Source organism: Rhizobium sp. BK591, assembly GCF_014195045.1.
Taxonomy (GTDB): domain Bacteria; phylum Pseudomonadota; class Alphaproteobacteria; order Rhizobiales; family Rhizobiaceae; genus Rhizobium; species Rhizobium anhuiense.
In genome coordinates this window covers 41,665-61,921 of record NZ_JACIAZ010000002.1, presented here as the reverse complement: position 1 = coordinate 61,921, position 20,257 = coordinate 41,665, and the positions used below count along the sequence as shown (strand labels likewise).

Annotated in this window: 21 protein-coding genes and 1 riboswitch; of the genes, 9 read left to right on the top strand and 12 right to left on the bottom strand. The window is 59.5% G+C overall.

Annotation, left to right across the window (positions count from 1 at the left end):
• Nucleotides 1-92: 92 nt before the first annotated feature.
• Nucleotides 93-308, top strand: coding sequence for a hypothetical protein (locus tag FHX10_RS34950; protein ID WP_097544219.1), 216 nt, complete (start codon nt 93-95; stop codon nt 306-308).
• 343 nt (nt 309-651) lie between these two features.
• Here FHX10_RS34950 and FHX10_RS07425 read toward each other — a convergent pair whose 3' ends face one another.
• The 7 genes from FHX10_RS07425 to FHX10_RS07395 form a co-directional block, all read right to left on the bottom strand.
• Nucleotides 652-846, bottom strand: a complete 195-nt coding sequence (locus tag FHX10_RS07425) for a hypothetical protein (RefSeq protein WP_097544218.1) — start codon at nt 844-846, stop codon at nt 652-654.
• A gap of 298 nt (nt 847-1,144) precedes the next feature.
• Nucleotides 1,145-1,750 (bottom strand): thiamine phosphate synthase, encoded by a 606-nt coding sequence (locus FHX10_RS07420; protein ID WP_127430011.1) that lies wholly within the window; start codon nt 1,748-1,750, stop codon nt 1,145-1,147.
• Complete coding sequence (locus tag FHX10_RS07415) at nt 1,747-2,520, bottom strand: thiazole synthase (protein WP_097544216.1); 774 nt, start codon at nt 2,518-2,520, stop codon at nt 1,747-1,749. The genes FHX10_RS07420 and FHX10_RS07415 overlap by 4 nt, the downstream gene beginning before the upstream one ends.
• 3 nt (nt 2,521-2,523) lie before the next feature.
• The gene (thiS, locus tag FHX10_RS07410) at nt 2,524-2,721 is read right to left on the bottom strand and encodes a sulfur carrier protein ThiS (RefSeq protein ID WP_018245349.1); all 198 of its coding nucleotides are present in this window, start codon (nt 2,719-2,721) and stop codon (nt 2,524-2,526) included.
• A 4-nt stretch (nt 2,722-2,725) separates the two neighbouring features.
• Nucleotides 2,726-3,703: a glycine oxidase ThiO gene (gene thiO, locus FHX10_RS07405; RefSeq protein WP_127430010.1), complete on the bottom strand. Its 978-nt coding sequence runs from the start codon at nt 3,701-3,703 to the stop codon at nt 2,726-2,728.
• A complete protein-coding gene (gene thiC / locus FHX10_RS07400) occupies nt 3,703-5,526 on the bottom strand; it encodes a phosphomethylpyrimidine synthase ThiC (RefSeq protein WP_097544244.1) in 1,824 nt (607 codons plus the stop codon). The genes thiO and thiC overlap by 1 nt, the downstream gene beginning before the upstream one ends.
• 92 nt (nt 5,527-5,618) lie before the next feature.
• Nucleotides 5,619-5,750, bottom strand: a riboswitch (TPP riboswitch).
• Nucleotides 5,751-6,012: 262 nt separating this feature from the next.
• Entirely contained in the window at nt 6,013-6,912 is a 900-nt protein-coding gene (locus FHX10_RS07395) for a LysR family transcriptional regulator (RefSeq protein ID WP_097544213.1), read from the bottom strand.
• 120 nt (nt 6,913-7,032) lie between these two features.
• Between FHX10_RS07395 and FHX10_RS07390 the strand changes: the two genes are divergently transcribed.
• From FHX10_RS07390 to FHX10_RS07360, 7 genes are all read left to right on the top strand, one after another.
• Entirely contained in the window at nt 7,033-7,965 is a 933-nt protein-coding gene (locus FHX10_RS07390) for a ring-cleaving dioxygenase (protein WP_097544212.1), read from the top strand.
• A gap of 95 nt (nt 7,966-8,060) precedes the next feature.
• Entirely contained in the window at nt 8,061-8,750 is a 690-nt protein-coding gene (locus FHX10_RS07385; protein ID WP_097544211.1) for a hydrolase, read from the top strand.
• Nucleotides 8,751-8,821: 71 nt separating this feature from the next.
• Nucleotides 8,822-9,103, top strand: a complete 282-nt coding sequence (locus tag FHX10_RS07380; RefSeq protein WP_097544210.1) for a XapX domain-containing protein — start codon at nt 8,822-8,824, stop codon at nt 9,101-9,103.
• The gene (locus FHX10_RS07375) at nt 9,103-11,085 is read left to right on the top strand and encodes an amidohydrolase (protein ID WP_127430007.1); all 1,983 of its coding nucleotides are present in this window, start codon (nt 9,103-9,105) and stop codon (nt 11,083-11,085) included. The genes FHX10_RS07380 and FHX10_RS07375 overlap by 1 nt, the downstream gene beginning before the upstream one ends.
• A gap of 181 nt (nt 11,086-11,266) precedes the next feature.
• Nucleotides 11,267-11,710, top strand: coding sequence for a DoxX family protein (locus tag FHX10_RS07370; protein ID WP_097631640.1), 444 nt, complete (start codon nt 11,267-11,269; stop codon nt 11,708-11,710).
• A complete protein-coding gene (locus FHX10_RS07365) occupies nt 11,707-13,305 on the top strand; it encodes an MFS transporter (protein ID WP_097631633.1) in 1,599 nt (532 codons plus the stop codon). The genes FHX10_RS07370 and FHX10_RS07365 overlap by 4 nt, the downstream gene beginning before the upstream one ends.
• 211 nt (nt 13,306-13,516) lie before the next feature.
• Nucleotides 13,517-14,353, top strand: coding sequence for an alpha/beta fold hydrolase (locus tag FHX10_RS07360; RefSeq protein ID WP_373289066.1), 837 nt, complete (start codon nt 13,517-13,519; stop codon nt 14,351-14,353).
• Nucleotides 14,354-14,483: 130 nt separating this feature from the next.
• Here the strand turns inward: FHX10_RS07360 and FHX10_RS07355 are convergent, their stop codons facing one another.
• A complete protein-coding gene (locus FHX10_RS07355) occupies nt 14,484-15,389 on the bottom strand; it encodes a helix-turn-helix transcriptional regulator (RefSeq protein WP_244604755.1) in 906 nt (301 codons plus the stop codon).
• Nucleotides 15,390-15,681: 292 nt separating this feature from the next.
• On the opposite strand from FHX10_RS07355, the gene FHX10_RS07350 reads away from it, so the two are divergent.
• On the top strand, nt 15,682-16,515 hold the full coding sequence (locus FHX10_RS07350) for a helix-turn-helix domain-containing protein (RefSeq protein WP_183905549.1): 834 nt from the start codon (nt 15,682-15,684) through the stop codon (nt 16,513-16,515).
• A gap of 84 nt (nt 16,516-16,599) precedes the next feature.
• On the opposite strand, the gene FHX10_RS07345 is transcribed toward FHX10_RS07350, so the two are convergent.
• From FHX10_RS07345 to FHX10_RS07330, 4 genes are all read right to left on the bottom strand, one after another.
• On the bottom strand, nt 16,600-17,019 hold the full coding sequence (locus tag FHX10_RS07345) for a type II toxin-antitoxin system VapC family toxin (protein WP_183905497.1): 420 nt from the start codon (nt 17,017-17,019) through the stop codon (nt 16,600-16,602).
• Nucleotides 17,016-17,270, bottom strand: coding sequence for a FitA-like ribbon-helix-helix domain-containing protein (locus FHX10_RS07340; protein WP_097544240.1), 255 nt, complete (start codon nt 17,268-17,270; stop codon nt 17,016-17,018). Before FHX10_RS07340 ends, FHX10_RS07345 begins: the two co-directional genes overlap by 4 nt.
• 150 nt (nt 17,271-17,420) lie before the next feature.
• Nucleotides 17,421-18,044 (bottom strand): response regulator transcription factor, encoded by a 624-nt coding sequence (locus tag FHX10_RS07335; RefSeq protein WP_028757555.1) that lies wholly within the window; start codon nt 18,042-18,044, stop codon nt 17,421-17,423.
• Nucleotides 18,034-19,941 (bottom strand): PAS domain S-box protein, encoded by a 1,908-nt coding sequence (locus FHX10_RS07330; RefSeq protein ID WP_184389201.1) that lies wholly within the window; start codon nt 19,939-19,941, stop codon nt 18,034-18,036. Before FHX10_RS07330 ends, FHX10_RS07335 begins: the two co-directional genes overlap by 11 nt.
• Between the last annotated feature and the right edge of the window lie 316 nt (nt 19,942-20,257).

Here is a 20,257-nt window from a genome sequence, read left to right as displayed (position 1 = left end):
CTCCAAATTGGTCATGTTCGCATCGGCGTCGGCAGCCATTCACTTGGAACCATGGCCAATCAGGTTCCAAAACCGTTAGGAAGGGACGCAGAATGCCAACGGTATCTCCGACTCCTATCACGCCTCCAGACGAGCATCTTGTCACCGCCAGAGAGGCGCTTGAGCCCCTCTATGAGAGACTGGAGCTTCACACCGAGGTCACCCTGCTGTCGGCGGCAATGGGGGCCGGATGGCCCGTCGACGAGGCAACGAGGGCGCTGGCTGCGCTTAGATTGCAAGACGCCCTCAATATTCTTGGCGGGAATTGAGGTCCAGCATATCGACCCCGCCCAAACGACCGAACGAGATGGAAGGCTTCGCAAAGTTCTAACGCGAATCGATCCGACGAGGGATTATCCAGCGGCACGATCATGGCGCAGGAATTTTGGTGTGGAATAGTCTGCACAGCAGAACCCACCGCCACATAGATTTTCCTTTGCGGTTGCGACAAACAACTTCGCCGGCATTCGACGTCGAAGGATTCGATGGTCCGACTGGAACTTCACAACGATATTCCCACCTTGTAAACCATCGCCGTTCCGTATTGATGCTCCGACGAAGTAGCCGCGTTCCAGCGCGAGTTGCACCGCAATGTGCGGCAGCCGGTTGCCTCTAGAACCATTCAGCGTAACACCAGAGGCTCGCTTGGTTGCCGCGATTTAGCAGATCTACCAAGTTATCCGCCTCCTCGGCGGTCAGCATGTCCATGACAAACCCATTGACGACGGCCGGCTGTCCGACGACTTTATCGAACACCGTCCAGTAAATATTGAGGTTCTTGCGACGGCTATATCTTTGCGCTGCCATCGTGTACTGCCTCCGGGTGCGGTAACGACTTTCGTCGATTGTGAGCGGTCTGTCAGATGTGACTGCTCGGCGGCTCTTGGATCTGCGAGGCCCGCGACGCTAGTCAGCAACTCGGCAGAGGAAGAAGGCCCGCATCCCCGCGGCGGCAAAGGAGCCCATGCAGGGTCAGGTGGTTTGCCTTTAAACGGCGCTCACTGTAGAGCATTTTACTACCCGCCAGTGAAGAGATACATTAGCACTAGGGATGCTATCTACTTGTATATCCTTCCAAAAGCTCGCATCGCGTGGCGGCACCTCCCTAACGCCACGGTGCCGTGCGTTCGATCCATTCGCGCGTCCGCGCTTCTGGATCGACGTTCAAGGTAATGTCGGTGACAACGGCCGCGGTGTCGGCGCGCGCGTCGAATACGCCCTGTAGCCTGTCGACATTCAACCCGCCGATCGCCACCAGCGGCAACGGCGCGACACGCCTCTTCCAGTCTGTGATCCGTTCCAGGCCTTGCGGCGCCCATTTCATCTGCTTGAGAATGGTGGGATAGACCGGACCGAGCGCCACATAGTCAGGTTTCGCAGCCAAAGCCGTTTCGAGCTCTGACGCGTTATGTGTGGAAAGGCCGAATTTCAGGCCGGCGCTGCGAATGGCATCAAGGTCGGCTTCCCCAAGATCCTCCTGGCCAAGATGGATGAAATCGCATCCCTCCTCGATCGCCAGTTTCCAGTAGTCGTTGACAACCAGCTGGCACTTCGCCGCTGCGCAAACGGCCTTCGAACGCCGGATTTCCTGGCGCAGGATTTCGTCCGGGCGATCCTTCACCCGCAGTTGCACCAGTTTGACGCCCAGCGGCACGAGACGTTCGATCCATTTGGAACTGTCGACAATGAGATAGAAGGGATCAAGTCTCATGCGAAAACGCCCTTTCCGACAACCGGGGTGGACGGTACCGCCATGTCGCGTGGCTCCAGCATGCCGGAAAGATAAGCGAGCCTTCCGGCCTCGATCGCCTTGCCAAACGCCTCAGCCATGGCAGGCGGATCGCCTGCGACGGCGACCGCCGTGTTGAGCAGCACCGCGTCGTAGCCGAATTCCATCACTGTTGCCGCATGCGACGGTCTCCCGATCCCCGCATCCACGATCAGCGGTATGTCCGGAAAGGCGCTCCGCATGGCGGTGAGCGCGGAAGGGTTGCGCGGACCGGCCGCAGAACCGATCGGCGCGCACCAGGGCATCAAGACCCGGCATCCGACGGAGACCAGCTTTTCACCCACCACCAGATCGTCCGTCGTATAGGGAAATACGCAAAACCCTTCCGCACAAAGAATGCGTGCGGCTTCGACCAGTTCGAATACATCCGGCTGGAGACTGTCGTGGTGGCCGATCACCTCGAGCTTGATCCAGTCGGTACCGAATATCTCGCGCGCCATCTTGGCGGTCAGGATCGCTTCGGACGCGCTGTGACATCCCGCGGTATTTGGCAGGACGCGGACCGCGAGCTGGCGGATGAGTTCGAAGAAGGCTCCACCGGTCTTTCCGCCGGCCGTTTCGCGGCGAAGCGAGACGGTGACAATCTCCGCGCCGGACCGGCTGACCGCCTCGGCAAGGACGGCCGGCGACGGATAACGCGCGGTGCCGAGCAGAAGCCGCGAAGACAGTGCAGCATCATAAAGAGAAAGCATGGATCAACCTCCCTGCATCGGGGACAGGATTTCGATACGGTCACCATCGTCGAGCCGGTGATCGGCTCGGTCCTCGCGATGCACGAGATCTCCGTTGACGGCGGTTGCCAGCCAGTCGCCCTCGTATTCCAGAACATGAAGGAGTTCGGCCAGGGTTACGGCCTCGCAGACCTGGGTTTCGCCATTGATTATCAGTTTCATGAGGTTAGCCTTTCAGAAGTGAATGCCGCTCGAGGAGAATATCGGTGGCCCGCACCGCCATGGCGGGCGCCAGCAGGAAGCCATGCCGATGCATGCCGGCGATCGCGAGCCCCTCCTCCGTCTCGATGACTTGCGGAATGTTGTCGGCAAACGCCGGCCGTATGCCAGTCCCGGTCTCGACAACGCGTGCCTCGCCAAACGCCGGATGCAGCGCATAGGCCGCGTTCAGGAATTCCATGAGCGAACGCGCGGTAATCGGTCCGTCATCGTCAGCCTCGATCATCGTCGCCCCGACCATGAAACGGTGATCGTCGCGGGGCACGATGTAGATAGGATGGCGGGGATGCAGCATCCTAACCGGCCTGGAAAGGGTAATATCCGCAGTTTCCAGATAGAGCATTTCGCCTCGCACGCCGCGCAGGCCGGAAAGTCGCGGTATCGCCGCTGGCCCGGTGCAATCGAGCACGCCGGCAAACCGCCGGTCCTGCGGCTGGCATCCGCCGAAATGGAAGACGACGCCACGCTCGCGGAGCCTGCCGGCTAGTCTGGCCAGTGCGCGGCGTGGATCGAGATGCGCTTCCTGCTCGAAGAAAAGAGCCTTTTCGAAGCGGCCGGCTAGTGCAGGCTCGAGGTCGGCCACACCCTTGCGATCGATCCAGACATGACCGGTGGTGCGCGCGGCAAACCGGACGAGATCGGGGAGGTCGCGCGGCTGCGCCACGACCAGAGTACCGCGGCGACGAACCTCGCCGGGCACGACCTCCTCCCACCATCCGGCCGCGCCCAGGCCCAATGTCAGGACAATCTCTTCGGCCGCTTCCCGTTCGCAATAGGGCGCGAGCATTCCTCCAGCAAAGTGCGAGGCGCCAAGTCCCGCCGCGCCGGCCTTCTCGATCACCTCGACCGAAAAGCCCCGCCTGACGAGCTCATGGGCTGCCGCGAGGCCGGCAACACCAGCCCCTTTGACGAGAAACGTAGGCATTATGCGTTACCCGGAAGGTTTTCGATCGGCATGTACAGGTCGCCACCCTCCCGATATTTCGCCGCCATCGCTTCCAGCCCTTCCTTCTGCGCTTCGGCGCGGATATCGTGCGAAATCCGCATCGAGCAGAATTTCGGACCGCACATGGAGCAGAAATGCGCCACCTTATGCGCCTCCTTCGGCAGCGTTTCGTCGTGGAAGGAGCGGGCGGTTTCCGGATCGAGCGAGAGGTTGAACTGGTCCTCCCATCGGAACTCGAAACGGGCGCGCGACAACGCATCGTCGCGCACCCGCGCCGCCGGATGACCCTTGGCCAGATCGGCGGCATGTGCCGCGATCTTATAGGTGATGACGCCCACCTTGACGTCGTTGCGGTCCGGCAGGCCGAGATGTTCCTTGGGCGTCACGTAGCAGAGCATGGCGGTGCCGAACCAGCCGATCATCGCAGCCCCGATGCCGGACGTGATGTGGTCATAGCCCGGCGCGATATCGGTGGTCAGCGGCCCGAGCGTATAAAAAGGCGCCTCGCCGCAGACCGCGAGTTGCTTGTCCATGTTTTCCTTGATCTTGTGCATCGGCACATGACCGGGACCTTCGATCATCACCTGGCAATCCTTCGCCCAGGCGATTTTCGTTAACGCGCCGAGCGTTTCCAGTTCTGCGAACTGCGCCGCATCGTTGGCATCGGCAATCGAGCCTGGCCGCAGGCCATCACCGAGCGAGAAGGAAACGTCGTAAGCGCGGCAGATGTCGCAGATCTCCTCGAAATGCTCGTAGAGAAAACTCTCCCGGTGGTGGTGCAGACACCACTTGGCCATGATCGAGCCGCCGCGAGAAACGATGCCGGTGACGCGATTGACGGTCAGCGGGATATAGGCAAGCCGCACGCCCGCATGGATGGTGAAGTAATCGACGCCCTGCTCGGCCTGTTCGATCAGCGTATCGCGATAGACCTCCCAGGTGAGGTCCTCGGCAATGCCGTTCACCTTTTCGAGTGCCTGGTAGAGCGGCACGGTGCCGATCGGTACCGGCGAATTGCGGATGATCCATTCGCGGATATTGTGGATGTTGCGGCCGGTCGACAGGTCCATGACCGTGTCGGCACCCCAGCGGATCGCCCAGACCATCTTCTCCACTTCCTCCGCCATGGAGGAGGTGACGGCGGAATTGCCGATATTGGCATTGATCTTCACCAGGAAGTTCCGGCCGATGATCATCGGCTCGCTTTCCGGGTGATTGATGTTGGCGGGAATGATCGCCCGGCCGGCGGCGACCTCCTGGCGGACGAATTCCGGGGTCACATGATCGGGAATATGGGCGCCGAAGCTTTCGCCATCGCGGCTCATGGCCTCCACCTGTGCCTTGCGGCCGAGATTTTCGCGGATAGCGATGAATTCCATTTCCGGGGTGATGATGCCGGCGCGTGCATAGGCGAGTTGGGTCACGGCATTGTCTCCCCTCGCCCGCAGCGGCTGGCGCTTGGCCGGAAATTCCGGTGTCAGCCGTTCGCCGCTGACAAAGCCGTTGTCTTCGGGACGCACATGGCGGCCTTCATAGGCCTCGACATCTCCGCGGGCGAGCACCCAGCCGCGACGGAACTGTGACAGGCCCTGCTCGATGCGGATATCAGCGCCCTCGACAGTGTAAGGGCCGGAGCAATCATAGACGACGACAGGCGGCTCGCCCGATGTCGGATGGACGCTGATCTCGCGCATCGGCACGCGGATGTCGGAGTGCATATCTCCGGGGATGTAGATTTTCCGCGACGCCGGTAGCGGGCCGGTGGTGACGGTGGGTGTGACGTTCTTTGCGGCAATGGTCATGGTTTGAGGCTCCAAGTTGCAATTGGAGACCCAGTCAATCAGCCGGAATGATGGAAAGACGCCGGCATGGAATCCACGCGGGAATCCGAAGCCTTCGAGCGCTTGCACCGTCCCTACGCCAGTATGAACTGGATCAGGTTCAACGGGTCACTGCGCCACAACAGGCAAAGCCAAATTGTCCAGCAGTATCTCAGCCCCTTGCCGGGACCCCCCTGGTGAATGTCGCAAAGACTATGTCCTGGGCCGAGTTCGTGTCAACCACAGACCTTCCGTCGTCCCGCTCTTGGGCGTATTTTGATGTGGAAGCCGGGCAGATCATTGAATGTGGGAGAAGGATGTCGCCGACGTTCCAAATTGTCGCCTTGAACGGGATCGAGCGACCGGCCACCGAGATGGACCGGAGGTTCCTTGTTGCCGCCTAAGATTGTGCAAATTCCTTTTCGAAAGACCTCGTTAGAGCAACCGCACCTGCTTTATCGGCAAAGTTCATTCGATCGCCGAGAGGAACGCCGGGATCTGTTGCTCGAAGAACTTCGAGAAGGAGGCGATGCGCGGCGGCAGCGCCTGGTAAGGGGGGTAGTACAGGGTCAGCCATAAGTCTGGCGGCGACCAGTCCCGCAGGACGTGGACGAGCCGTCCGGTCCGCAGATGCTCGGCGACATGGAACTTGGGCAGCATGGCGACCCCGACGCCGTCGGCCGCCATGCTCGCCAGCACCTCTCCGCTATTGGCGCTGAATGCACGGCCTGCAGAAATCGTGGCGCTGCCACTGCCGTCCGACAGTGACCAGGTCTCCCGTTTGCTTTCGCCGCTATAGGCCAGGCAATCGTCGGGAATGAGCTCGTTCGGGTGCTTCATGTCGCAAAACCGGCTGCCGGGCGCTGCGACGAGGATACGGCGCACGACGCTGATCTTGCGCCAGATCGTGAACTTGTCCGAAGGTGCCGCGGAAATGCGGATCGCCAGATCATAATCGTCGTCGATGATGTCGACGAGTCCATCGGCGAGCGAGATTTCGAAGCTGATCTTGGGATAGCGCTCCCTGAATGCCGAGAGAATGGGCGGCAGGACCTGCTGGCCGAACCAGGTCGGCGCGCTGATGCGCAGGCGGCCATGATCCGCCTTGTGGGAATTCATCACGTCCTTGCGCGCGTTGTCGAGCGCCTGCACCGCCGGCTGTATCTGGGCGGCGAAGATCGCGCCATCGGTCGTCAGCGACACTTGGCGCGTGGTGCGCACGAAGAGTTGCACGCCCAGATCTTCTTCCAGGGCCGCAATCGCCCGGGTGACGGCTGCGGGCGTCATATCGAGCTCGCGCGCGACCTGCGCGAAGCTCCGCTTCTCGGCAGCCAGCAGGAAGGTTCGGAGCAGCTTGTAGTCGTTCATCGATTATTTCACCAATGGCAATTCACTGACAATTATTATTGCAATTTCCACGCCTGATCAACCGACGTAGATTTTCAATCACACCAGACAAACCAACACAGCCGCGGAAGGGCGAGGATCATGATCAAGGATATCAAGGGACTGCATCACATCACGTCGATGGCATCGGATGCCCGTCAGAACAACGCGTTCTTCACGGGCACGCTTGGCCTGCGCCGCGTCAAGAAGACCGTAAATTTCGACGATCCCAACGTCTACCACCTCTATTACGGTGATGAGGCCGGTACCCCCGGCTCCGTCATGACCTACTTCCCGTTTCCCGACGTGATGCGCGGCCGTCCCGGCGTCGGCGAAGTCAGTGACACACAGTTCGCGGTGCCCAAGGGCTCGTTGTCCTTCTGGCAGGATCGCTTATCGGCAAAGGGAACCGGCAGCCTGCAGACCGACACTGCCTTTGGCGCTCCCCGCCTCCTGTTCAAAGGGCCGGACGGCGAAGGGTTTGCCCTTGTCGAAACCGAAACCGATGGCCGAAAGGCCTGGACTGGCGCCGGCATCGACGAAAGCGTCGGCATCCGCGGCTTCACCGGTGCCAGATTCCGCCTGCATGACGCCGCTGCCACGTCCGAACTGCTCGGTTTCATGGGCTACCAGCGCACTGAAACGGATGGTGACGTCACCCGCTTCATCATCCCCGGCGGCAATGGTGCCGACACGATCGACCTCGAAGTCCTTCCGAAAACGCCTTTCGCAAGGCAGGGCGCAGGTTCCGTGCATCACATCGCTTTCGCCGTCGAGAACCGCGCAAAGCAGCTCGAAGTCCGCAAGGCCCTGATGGATACAGGATACCAGGTGACGCCTGTCATCGACCGCGATTACTTCTGGGCGATCTACTTCCGGACACCCGGCGGCGTCCTGTTCGAAATCGCCACCAACGAACCCGGTTTCGACCGCGACGAAGACACGGCACACCTCGGCGAGGCTTTGAAACTGCCGGCTCGCTACGAGCCTTATCGTGACCAGATCGAGGCCGGGCTGACACCGCTCGCCGCCTGACGTCGCTTTCCAACAATAAGGCGGCATAACTTTCAAGACGTGCCGCCTTTCCTGCCCCATTACCTAGCTTCAACCCAGTCAAAGGAAGACACGAGATGTCCAGCAAGCTTCAGGTCCTAACCCCGCAGAACAGTCAGATCATCTTCATCGACCAGCAGCCGCAGATGGCCTTCGGCGTCCAATCGATCGACCGCCAGGTCTTGAAGAACAACGTCGTCGGTCTGGCCAAGGCTGCCAGGATCTTCAACATCCCGACCACCATCACCACCGTCGAGACCGACAGCTTCTCGGGCAACACTTTCCCGGAACTGCTCGCCGTCGTCCCGGACAATGATATCCTTGAGCGCACCTCGATGAATTCCTGGGACGACCAGAACGTCCGCGACGCGCTTGCCAAGAATGCCGCCGATGGCCGCAAGAAGATCGTCGTCGCCGGCCTCTGGACGGAGGTTTGCAACACGACCTTTGCGCTCTCCTGCATGAACGACACAGACTATGAGATCTACATGGTCGCCGATGCGTCCGGCGGCACGTCGCTCGACGCGCACAAATATGCAATGGACCGCATGGTGCAGGCGGGTGTCGTTCCGGTCACCTGGCAGCAGGTCCTGCTTGAATGGCAGCGCGACTGGGCACGCAAGGAAACCTATGACGCGGTCACGTCGCTGGTGAAGGAGCATTCCGGCGCCTACGGCATGGGTATCGACTATGCGGTCACTCACGTTCACGGCGGCGCCGAGCGGGTCCGCCATGGCAAGCGGATCGGCCCGAACCCTGCGAAGTAAAACCGTCATCACCCCGGCAGGCGGTCGCCAGCCGGGGTGAACTGCTTCTCTCCAAGCGAAGGTGATCCGCGATGAAAATCTATCTGCTGTCCCTCGGTGCCGGCCTGTTGGTGGGCGTAATATACAGCCTGCTCAATGTCCGTTCGCCCGCCCCGCCCGTTGTCGCCCTCATCGGCCTGCTCGGCATCCTCGTCGGTGAGCAGCTGGTGCCCTTGGCAAAAAGCATCTGGGCACGCGAGCCCGCCGCCGTCTCCTGGCTTCACCAGGTCAAGCCGCACATGTTCGGGCACCTTCCGAAGGGCGGCACAAACCTGACCCTGCCTCGTGAAGATCCGACGTCGGGGAAAAGCTGATGACCACGCGCCGCACATTCCTGGGCGCAGCGTCGAGCTTTGCCTTTTCAAATCTTTTTTCACCGGCGAACGCCGCCGATCCCATCAAGACGGGAGCTGCTTCCATGCACGCCGATATCGTTCTTCACAACGGACTGATCACGACGCTTGATCGCGCAAATCCGAACGCCACCGCCGTCGCCGTCAAGGACGGCGTGTTTCTGGAGGTGGGAACCGACAGCGAGGTGATGACGCTCGCCGGACCGGATACGAAGATCATCGACCTGAAAGGCAAGCGCATGCTGCCCGGTCTGATCGACAACCACACCCACGTCGTGCGCGGCGGCCTCAACTTCAACATGGAACTCCGCTGGGATGGTGTCCGGTCGCTTGCCGATGCGATGGACATGCTGAAGCGACAGGTGGCGATCACGCCGGCTCCGCAATGGGTTCGCGTGGTCGGTGGTTTTACCGAACACCAGTTTGCGGAGAAGCGCCTGCCGACGATCGACGAGATCAACGCCATCGCGCCCGATACCCCGGTCTTCCTGCTCCATCTCTATGACCGCGCGCTGCTGAACGGCGCAGCGCTCCGCGCCGTCGGCTATGGCAGAGATACACCGAACCCTCCTGGCGGCGAGATCACCCGCGATGCCAACGGCAATCCGACCGGCCTTCTGCTCGCCAAGCCGAATGCTGGCATTCTCTATTCGACCTTGTCGAAGGGGCCGAAGCTTCCGTTCGAATACCAGGTCAACTCCACCCGCCATTTCATGCGCGAACTCAACCGGCTGGGCATTACCGGCGTGATCGACGCCGGCGGCGGTTTCCAGAACTATCCGGACGATTATGCGGTGATCCAGAAGCTTTCGGGTGAGGATCAACTGACGGTGCGTCTGGCCTACAACCTGTTCACGCAGAAGCCGAAGGAAGAGAAGCAGGATTTCCTCAACTGGACGCAGTCGGTCAAATACAAGCAGGGCAATGACTACTTCCGCCACAACGGCGCTGGCGAAATGCTGGTCTTCTCCGCGGCTGACTTCGAGGACTTCCGCCAGCCACGGCCCGAAATGGCGCCGGAAATGGAGGGCGAACTGGAGGACGTCGTTCGGGTGTTGGCCGAAAACCGCTGGCCTTGGCGGCTTCACGCCACCTACGACGAGACCATCTCCCGTTCGCTCGACGTTTTCGAGAAGGTCAACAAGGACATTCCGCTCGAAGGTCTCAACTGGTTCTTCGACCATGCCGAGACGATCTCGGATCGTTCGATCGACCGCATCGCGGCGCTCGGCGGCGGCATCGCCACCCAGCACCGCATGGCCTATCAGGGCGAATATTTCGTGGAGCGCTACGGCCATGGCGTCGCAGAGGCCACGCCACCGATCAGGCGCATGCTCGAGAAGGGTGTCAACGTCTCGGCAGGGACCGATGCGACCCGTGTCGCCTCCTATAATCCATGGGTTTCCCTTGCCTGGATGGTGACCGGAAAGACGGTTGGCGGGATGCAACTTTACCCGCGCGCCAACTGCCTCGATCGCGAGACGGCACTGCGCATGTGGACGGAGAAGGTCACCTGGTTCTCCAACGAGGAAGGCAAGAAGGGGCGGATCGAAAACGGCCAGTTCGCCGACGTCGTCGTCCCGGACAAGGACTTCTTCTCCTGCGCGGAAGACGAGATCTCGTACCTCACCTCACAGTTGACCATGGTCGGCGGCAAGATCGTCTACGCTGCGGGCGAATTCTCGGGGCTGGACGAGAACGATGTCCCGCCCGCCATGCCGGACTGGTCACCCGTTCGCACATTCGGCGGCTATGCGGCATGGGGCGAACCGCAAGGCGCCGGCATGAATTCCTTGCGCCGGACTGCGATCTCGACATGCGGTTGCGCCACTTCCTGCAACGTCCACGGTCACGACCACGCCGGTGCCTGGACATCGAAACTGCCGATCGCCGATCTCAAGGGCTTCTTCGGCGCGCTTGGTTGTGCCTGTTGGGCTGTGTGATTTTTCCAATGTCTTCCATGGGGCAGCATCAGGTCGCTGCCCCGCAGACTGTTGCGAATATCGCAAGAGAATCTCAATTTTTGATGCAATTGTTGGCGCTAATCTTTGCGGCCAATATCGTTCCATCAGATGGAAACAACGCCGCCGCATGGCCGGAGCGGCCAACATTGCAGGAACCGACATGACGAACGACATTCTCTCCACCAAAAGCTGGCGCCCGCGTATTGCCGGGATCGTTGCCGCACCCGTCACCCGAACCTTTGCGCTGCTTGCCCTGTGCGCGGCCTATATCCAGGGGCCGCTGACCAAGCTCTTCGACTTCCAGAGTGCAATCGGCGAGATGGAGCATTTCGGCCTTCATCCGGCTGCCTTCTTCGCGGTCGCCGTGATCGTGTTCGAACTCACGGCCTCCGCGATGATCCTGTCCGGTTTCCTGCGTTGGCTGGCAGCGCTGGCGCTCGCCGGCTTCACGCTCTTTGCCACCCTTATCGCCCTCCGGTTCTGGGAAATGCCCCTGGGAATGGATCGCATCATGGCAACCAACGCCTTCTTCGAACATCTGGGGCTGGCTGGCGCCTTCATCATTGTCGCCGCAAACGATCTGACCAAGGGAGCTTGCAAATGAGCACTCTCAAATCCTCCGGGGGCAGCTTTGCTCCCCTTGCGCAGCCAGTCTTTGCAGTTCTTTGGGCTGCAACCGTCCTCGGAAATACCGGCAGCTTCATGCGTGATGTCGCCAGTTCCTGGCTGATGACCGACCTGTCGGCCTCGCCGGCCGCCGTCGCGCTGGTGCAGGCGGCCGGAACCCTGCCGATCTTCCTTCTGGCAATACCTGCGGGTGTGCTCACCGATATTCTCGATCGCCGCAGGTTCCTGATTGCCGTGCAAATCCTGCTCGCGTCGGTCAGCGTAAGCCTCATGATCCTGGCAAATACCGGCATGCTTTCAGTCAGTGCGCTGATCGGCCTGACCTTCCTTGGTGGTATCGGCGCCGCGTTAATGGGACCGACCTGGCAAGCTATCGTGCCGGAACTGGTGAAGAGAGAGGACGTCAAGAGCGCCGTCGCGCTCAATTCGCTCGGCATCAATATCGCCCGGTCGATTGGGCCCGCTGCCGGCGGCCTGCTCCTTGCCGCCTTCGGCGCCGGCATCACTTATGGCGCGGACGTTGCGAGCTATCTCGTCGTCATCGCGGCGCTCGTCTGGTGGCCGCGGGCAAAGAACACCAATGATGCGCTGGCTGAAGGCTTCTTCGGCGCGTTCCGTGCGGGCCTGCGCTATACCCGCGCCAGCAGACCCTTGCATGTCGTCCTTTTGCGCGCGGCGATCTTCTTTGCCTTTGCCAGTGCCATCTGGGCACTCCTGCCGCTCGTCGCCCGACAATTGCTCGGTGGTGACGCAGGCTTCTACGGCATCCTGCTTGGCGCTGTCGGCGCTGGCGCGATCGGCGGCGCATTGATCATGCCTAAACTGCGCGAACGCTTCAATGCCGATGGCCTGCTTCTCGGTGCCGCTGTTATCACGGCACTCGTCATGGCCGCTTTGTCGCTCTCACCGCCAAAATCGGTTGCCATCATCGTCCTGCTCTTTCTCGGGGGCGCGTGGATCACTGCCCTGACCACCCTGAACGGCGCAGCGCAGGCCGTGCTTCCGAACTGGGTCCGCGGTCGCGGCCTGGCGGTCTATCTCACCGTCTTCAATGGCGCGATGACGGCAGGTAGCCTTGGCTGGGGTGCCGTTGGTGAAGCTGCCGGGGTGCCGGGAGCGCTGCTGATTGGCGCGGTGGGACTGATCGTTGCGGGCTTCGTCATGCATCGCTTGAAGCTGCCGGCCGGCGACGCGGATATGGTGCCCTCCAATCACTGGCCAGAACCCTTGGTCGCCGAGCCTGTGGCCCATGACCGTGGACCTGTTCTGATCCTGATAGAATACCTTGTCGAAAAACATCATCGCGCAGCCTTCCTGCATGCGCTGGATGAGATGTCTCACGAGCGGCGGCGGGACGGCGCCTACGGATGGGGGGTGACGGAGGACTCCGCCGATCCGCAAAAGATTGTCGAATGGTTCATGGTCGAATCCTGGGCCGAGCATCTTCGCCAGCACAAGAGGGTTTCCAATGCCGATGCCGACCTGCAAGCCCACCTCCTCGCCTATCACTCAGGGACGGACAAGCCGGTCGTGCGGCATTTCCTGACAATCAACCGGCCGAGAGCCGCCTAACAACGCGGCAGACCGGCATCCACCGCTGCCCGCAAATCATTGCCTTGAAAGGACAACGGTACGCGAAATGACCGAGAACTTCCCCTCCATCACCCGCCGCAGCGCCTTGCTGTCCGGAGCTGCCGCCGCAGCTACCATGGCACTTCCCACATCTTTCGGGTTTGCCGCCAACATTTCTTCCACCCCCACCCCAGTCGAAGGAGACAATAGAATGGGCTACATCACCACCAAGGACGGCGTCGAAATCTTCTACAAGGATTGGGGTGCGAAGGATGCCCAGCCGATCGTCTTCCACCATGGCTGGCCGCTCTCGTCGGACGATTGGGATGCACAGATGCTATTCTTCCTGGCAAAGGGTTACCGCGTCGTCGCCCATGACCGCCGAGGCCACGGTCGTTCTGCACAGGTTTCCGACGGTCACGACATGGATCACTACGCTGCCGACGCATTCGCCGTGGTTGAAGCGCTTGACCTGAAGAACGCCGTTCATATCGGCCATTCAACCGGCGGCGGCGAAGTTGCTCGCTATGTGGCAAAATACGGCCAGCCGGCCGGCCGCGTCGCCAAGGCCGTCCTGGTTTCAGCCGTTCCGCCCTTGATGCTCAAGACCGAGACAAATCCGGGCGGCCTTCCGATGGAGGTCTTCGACGGCATTCGCAAGGGGGTAGCCGAGAACCGCGCACAGCTGTTCGTCGATTTCCCCACCGGTCCGTTCTACGGCTTCAACCGTCCCGACGCCAAGGTTTATCCCGGGGTCATTCAGAATTGGTGGCGACAGGGCATGATGGGCAGCGCCAAGGCCCATTACGATGGGATCAAGGCCTTCTCCGAGACCGACCAGACCGACGACCTGAAGGCAATCACTGTTCCGACCCTCGTCATGCACGGCGACGACGACCAGGTCGTGCCGATCGACAACGCCGGCAAGCTATCCGTCAAGCTCGTGCAAAACGGCACCCTGAAGGTCTATCAGGGTTATCCGCATGGCATGCTGACAACGCATGCCGACGTCCTGAACGCCGACCTCCTGGCATTTATCCAGGCTTAATCGGACCGTCCGGGTGGGGCCATTTTCGCCGCACCCGGATCCGGCTGCAGAAGCTCGGCCTATAGTGGGTCACCGTGCGTTTCCTTTTCTGATTCTTCGCTCAAGCGCAGTGCTGCTCGATGGCTTTTTGTCAGTGCCGGTTGCGCAAGCGCCACGCGGCGGGAGGCACTCCCTCGGCCTTCGTGAAGCTTGCGACGAATTCATCTTCATTCGGAAACCCGCACTCTTCAGCGATCTGGGCAATCGTTTCACCGGTTCTGCTCAGCCGCGACTGGGCTCTGCTCATTCGATATGACGCAATCCATTCCGAAACGGACTGCCCGGTCGTGCGCAAAAATCCGGAACAGAGCGCATCGACTGAAAACCCGCACGCTTCGGCGATCTTATCCACCGGCGTGCCGCCCGACAGGTTCGCGGCGATGTACGCCTTGATACGCTTTTCCTGAAGCGGAGACAGTTGACCGGTGCCTGAAAGGTGCTGGATGGGAGACCGTCCGTAACGATGCGCAAGATGGGCGCTTAGCGCTAATCCTATATGAGGAAGCAGTGTGTCCCTGACCTCGTCCGGCATGTCGAACATCGGCATCAGCGCACCGCCTATGTTGCGGACCACCTGATCGTCAATCCCGCGGCAGGTTGTAAGGTCATCGATACGCGGCTCGCCGGCTTCCTCGGCGAGCTCGATGAACAGCGCGCTTGGGATATGAAATGCGAGCGCTTCGAAGCGGCCACGAACCGAAATTGCCGCGCCATTCCTCAGACTGATGAGACACATGGAACCTCTGGAATAGGTCTTCAGAGGCGTCCGTGCCCCGTCCGGCAGGATGTCACAATGATCGACGTCGACGAGATAGAGCACGACCAGAAAAGCATCATCGGCCGGCAGTAAGACTGTATGTTCGCTGTTGTCATAGGAGTGCTCGAGATGGACGACAGTAAGCGTTTCTTCGTAAAGAGGCCTGATCGCCAGCGCCCTTGCGGCATTGATCCCAAAACACGCCGCAATTTTCTCACTGACCGTCAACGCTTCACTCATATGTGTCTCGATCATCCTGACTGGGGACTATATAGCCCTACCGACGAGATGCCGCGCTTGATATTTTCCTACACGGGTCTCGACTGTCCATCTTGAATAAAAGGATCCTCGCGGGGCAGATTTTGCAAATTATTATGAGGTAGACATGGTTTAGAAAGCTGCCAAGGCTGGCAGGTCCGGTGTTCGCGTGTTTAAAAAATGAAAGAAGTGCGTCGTGGTCCAAGTTCTCCCCCTCCGCCACCCATCTTCCACTGGAAACTCGACTGACGGGTTCGGGTGCTCGTTGAAGCAGTTGTCGGTCAACCAAAGCCTACCTGGTTCAGACATCGATATCTTTCGGAAGGCGACAGACAACACGAAACTCGATCAGGTCATGACGCCGGCGAGCGACCGAGGTTTCGTGGTCGGGGTTTCCTCGCTCGGTGGCCACACGCGGCGCATCTTCCACGAACATCATGCGACTTTCCACGAATTTGCCGACAACTCGATCTATATTCGCGATCTCTCGAACGCCTACAAGGCGGATCTCCGCGGTCCTTTCGATTTCGTGTTGTTTGAAATTTCGCCGGCGTCCCTCGCCAAAATCGCCGATGATGCTGAAATGCCCGGCGTGACGTCGCTATCAGCTGAAACTGCATCAAAAGATATCGTACTTGCCAATCTCGCTCGGGCGCTGATCCCGGCACTGGAAAAGCCAGACGAGGCGAACGCGCTGTTCGTCGACCAGATGGCGACTGCCATCGGCACCTACCTCGTTCAGCGCTACGGAGGCCGGCCCGCGAAAGCCAGCGACAGGACGGGTAGCCTTTCGCGTGCGCATGAGGATCTGGCAAAAAGCCTGTTTCTCGAAAACCTCGACGGCAACGTGTCGATTTCAGAGGTTGCCCAGGTCTGCAACCTGTCGCGCGGCTATTTCATTCGTGCCTTTCGCGAGACGACTGGCATGACGCCCTATCAATGGGTCCTACGGGAGCGAATAGACCGGGCCCGCAACCTCCTGCGGAACTTGGACACTCCACTCGCCGAAGTGGCCATCGCCTGCGGCTTCGCGGACCAAAGCCATTTCACGCGCGTCTTTGCAGCTATGGTCGGCACCACGCCTGGCAATTGGCGGCGTAACGCCTGATCCAGACCAGCCCTCTTGGAAGATTCGTCGAACCGGAAGCACTTGAAGCGAAGTGAACCAACCATAGGTGGATTCAGACTATCGTTATCGGGCCCAGGGATTAATCACTTTCAACCCGGCAGCCTCGAACGGGCTTGTATCGCGAGTTGCGACCGCGAGGCCGTTCGCTGCTGCTGTAGCTGCAATGTAGCCATCAGACGTGCCGATAGCCCTCCCAGAGACTCGCGCGCGCACCATCAGTTCCGAGTAGAACTGCGAACTCGCCAGATTGAAGGACAGGATGCGCTCGGAAAAATGCGGCAACACTTCGCCCTCAAGTCGATCGCGAAGGATAGTTTGTCGCTTCCCTAGCGGCATGGCCGCAATCCCGAAGCGAAGTTCAGCAATCGTTATTACGGAAAGAAACAGCGTCTCGATGGCTTGGGCATCTAGCCAGGCGACCACTCGCTCATCGGGAGCCGGTTTCCACGGTTCGGATAAGACGTTGGTGTCCAACAAGATCATTCGAAGGGCATCGGTACAGCAGGAGTGTCATCGCGATTATTCTGAAGCGCTTCGACATCCAGATTGGAAAGCTCAGCTTCACGGCCAATAGCTGCCAGTAAGGAACCTAGCTTCACGCGCTCAGAGGGACGGACAGCGGCTTCGATAATGTCACGGATCTCGGCCTCGGTGCTGCGGCCATGATGTGCCGCTCGCACCCGCAGAGCACGATGTGTTTCGTCAGAAAGATTTCGAATGGTGACCGCCGGCACTGATATCACCTCCGTACGAACGATGACTTTGATATCAAAGTACGCAGAACGATGCAAGATTTCAAGGGATTTGAAATGGGCAAGAACGATATCGGTCCACGTCGATAGCGGATTGAAAGGGATCGAAGCCCGCTCCTCCAAGAGCTGCTTTCACACCTCCAGAATGCCCGCGATCCTGACCAGATCTGCAACTGACGATGCATGCATTTTCCGCATCATATGACCGCGGTGAAGCTTCACTGTGGCCTCAGCGAGTTGAACCTCTGCCGCAATTTGTTTGTTCAGTTTCCCGGCGACAACCAGTGTCATAATCTGCCGCTCACGGTCGGTAAGTTTGGAATACCTTTGGCGCAATGCAGCCGTTTGGCTTGCCTCTTCCCGGCGAGCGCTATCGCTTGCCAAGGCGCGGTTCACCGCTTCGAGCAGGTCCTGCTCCCGCACTGGCTTGGTAAGCACATCGATAGCTCCGGCCTTCATGGCGCGGACAGCCATCGCGACGTCCACATGAGCGCTGATCAGCACCACAGACCTTGGGCGCCCGCCTCTTGCGAGCGCCTCTTGGAACTCCAGGCCGCTCTGACCTGGCAAGCGGATATCCAGTACAATGCAGCCTGCACGATCAGGATCATCCACAGCAAGAAACTCGGCCACAGAGCAATGGGTTTCAGCCACAAGTCCGACAGACTCGAACAATCCTCTCAATGCTTCGCGGACACTTTGGTCGTCATCGATGATAATGACTGTCGGCCGGCCTCTTTTGCGATCATCTATCATGGACGCTCACGCCCTCTGCCAGAGGCAAGGTAAACGTGAACTGTCCCCCTCCCCCGTTCTCCGCAGCCGTAGCCCAAATCCGGCCGCCATGGGCTTCGACGATGGAACGGCATATCGACAAGCCCATTCCGATGCCTTCGGCCTTCGTGCTGTAGAATGCTTCGAAAACGCGCTCCAACTGGTGAACAGCTACCCCGCGCCCCGTGTCCGAAACACTCACTTTCACAAGTTCCTCATCTATAGTACATCGGATGACGATGCGTCGTGCCTCGCAAGAAGCTGCCATCGCTTCCGCGCTATTCATGATCAAGTTTAGAACGACTTGCTGCAGTTGTGTCCGGTCTCCTACGACTTCAATAGGCACTTCCGCCATATCAAGAACAACGTCTATCCCGCGCCTTTGAAGTTCGCCAGTCAACAGATTCAGCACCTCACGCACGGCAGGTCGGAGGTCGGTTTGCTCAATTTTCGCAGGCAGCTTTTGTGCCATTGCCCGGATACTGGTGATAATGTCGCCGGCGCGATGCCCGTCCCTGACGATCCTTTCGGCTGCCAGCCGCGCTTGCTCCAGATCGGTGTGACCCGGCTGTAGCCATCGCAGACATGTGCCGGCATTCGTGACGATTGCCATCAGCGGCTGGTTGACTTCATGGGCAATTGAAACGGCAAGTTCACCTGTTGCCGTCATCCGGGTCACATGCGCGAGTTCGCTCTGGCTTTGTCGCAAGGACTCTTCCGCCCGTTTGCGATCCTCAATATCCACGACGACGCCGTACCATCGCACAACATTTCCATCTGAATCCAGAAGTGGGCTTTGTCGAAGGTTGAACCATCGATATTCGCCATCGGCGCGTCTGATGCGGGCATCCACCGGACGACTTTTTTTTGAAGCTACGATATCGTCCCAGGCCATACGCATCGGCTCGACATCATCAGGATGAAACATGCGATAAAAACCGAAGCCGACGATCTCTTCAAAAGGCAGGCCGACATAATCGATCAAGTTTCGATTAAAATATTCAAGCCGGCCATCCGAGGTACACGACCAAGCCATGGCGGGTATCGTGTTGATGATTAGATTGAGCTTGTGTTCACTTTCTCTGAGCGCAGCTTCGCTTTGTCGAAGAGCGTTCTCCGCATATTGCAGGTCTTCGATATCGATATTGACGCCGAACCAACGAACGACGCCGTTGGCGTCGACTAGCTTGCGTCCGGAGAAGTAAAACCAACGGTATTTGCCGTCTGCTCCGCGAATGCGTCCTTTCAAAACAGTGTGGTCGGAATGCTCGAGGTCTCTCTTCCAGATGTCCACCATGCCGGGAATATCGTCTGGATGATAAAGGTCCAGGAAGCCCCAGCCGAGGATTTGGTCGGCAGGACGACCCGCATAGTCCAGCCAGCTTTTATTGACAAAATCGGCGCTGCCATCCGGTCGCGCTGACCATACGAGAACCGGCAGCGAATTGATGATGAGGCTGAGGTTCTCTTCGCTGGCCGCGAGCGCAGTCTTCGTTTCCTTCAATGCGTTTTCGGCCTGTTTGCGGTCCTCGATATCGAGGACCACACCGTACCATCTCAGGACATTTCCTTCTGCATCGAGCCGCGGCTTCTGGCGGAGCGTGCACCAACGATATTGGCCATCTGCGCGCCTCAGTCTGCCCACGACCTCCCTGGCATGCTTCGAGGCCATGATGTCATGCCATTCCGAAGCGAGATGTGACGTGTCGTCAGGATGAAATAGCTTGTAGAACCCCACTCCGGAGATTTCCTCAAGCGGCGCCCCGATGAACTCGAGAAAATGCTGGTTGGCAAAATCGAGCATGCCTTCCGACGTTGCGGACCACACCATGGCGGGGATTAGATCAATAATGGGATCGGTTTCCGGCTCTCGTTCCACCGCACTCTCCGTTCAGAGTTTGAGACGTTCGCGAGCCTAGAAGTTCCGACTCATGTCAGGAAGTAGAGAAGGGTGGCCGATCGTCCGACGGAAATAGTTACGGGATTTCCAGGTGTTGCGTAAGGACAAATCGATATACGAAGGTCTATGGTTGCAATGCCACCGTCTAGTTGCAGGCGACCTAGATCGCAATTGAGAGCGATCAGAAACCCGCTTACTCCTACCCATAGAAGCCCTTGACGAATGGCGACGTCGGCTGATCCGTCGTTGCCCTCACTCAAACATCTACGTGCATTGGAATTCTGCATCACTGCCA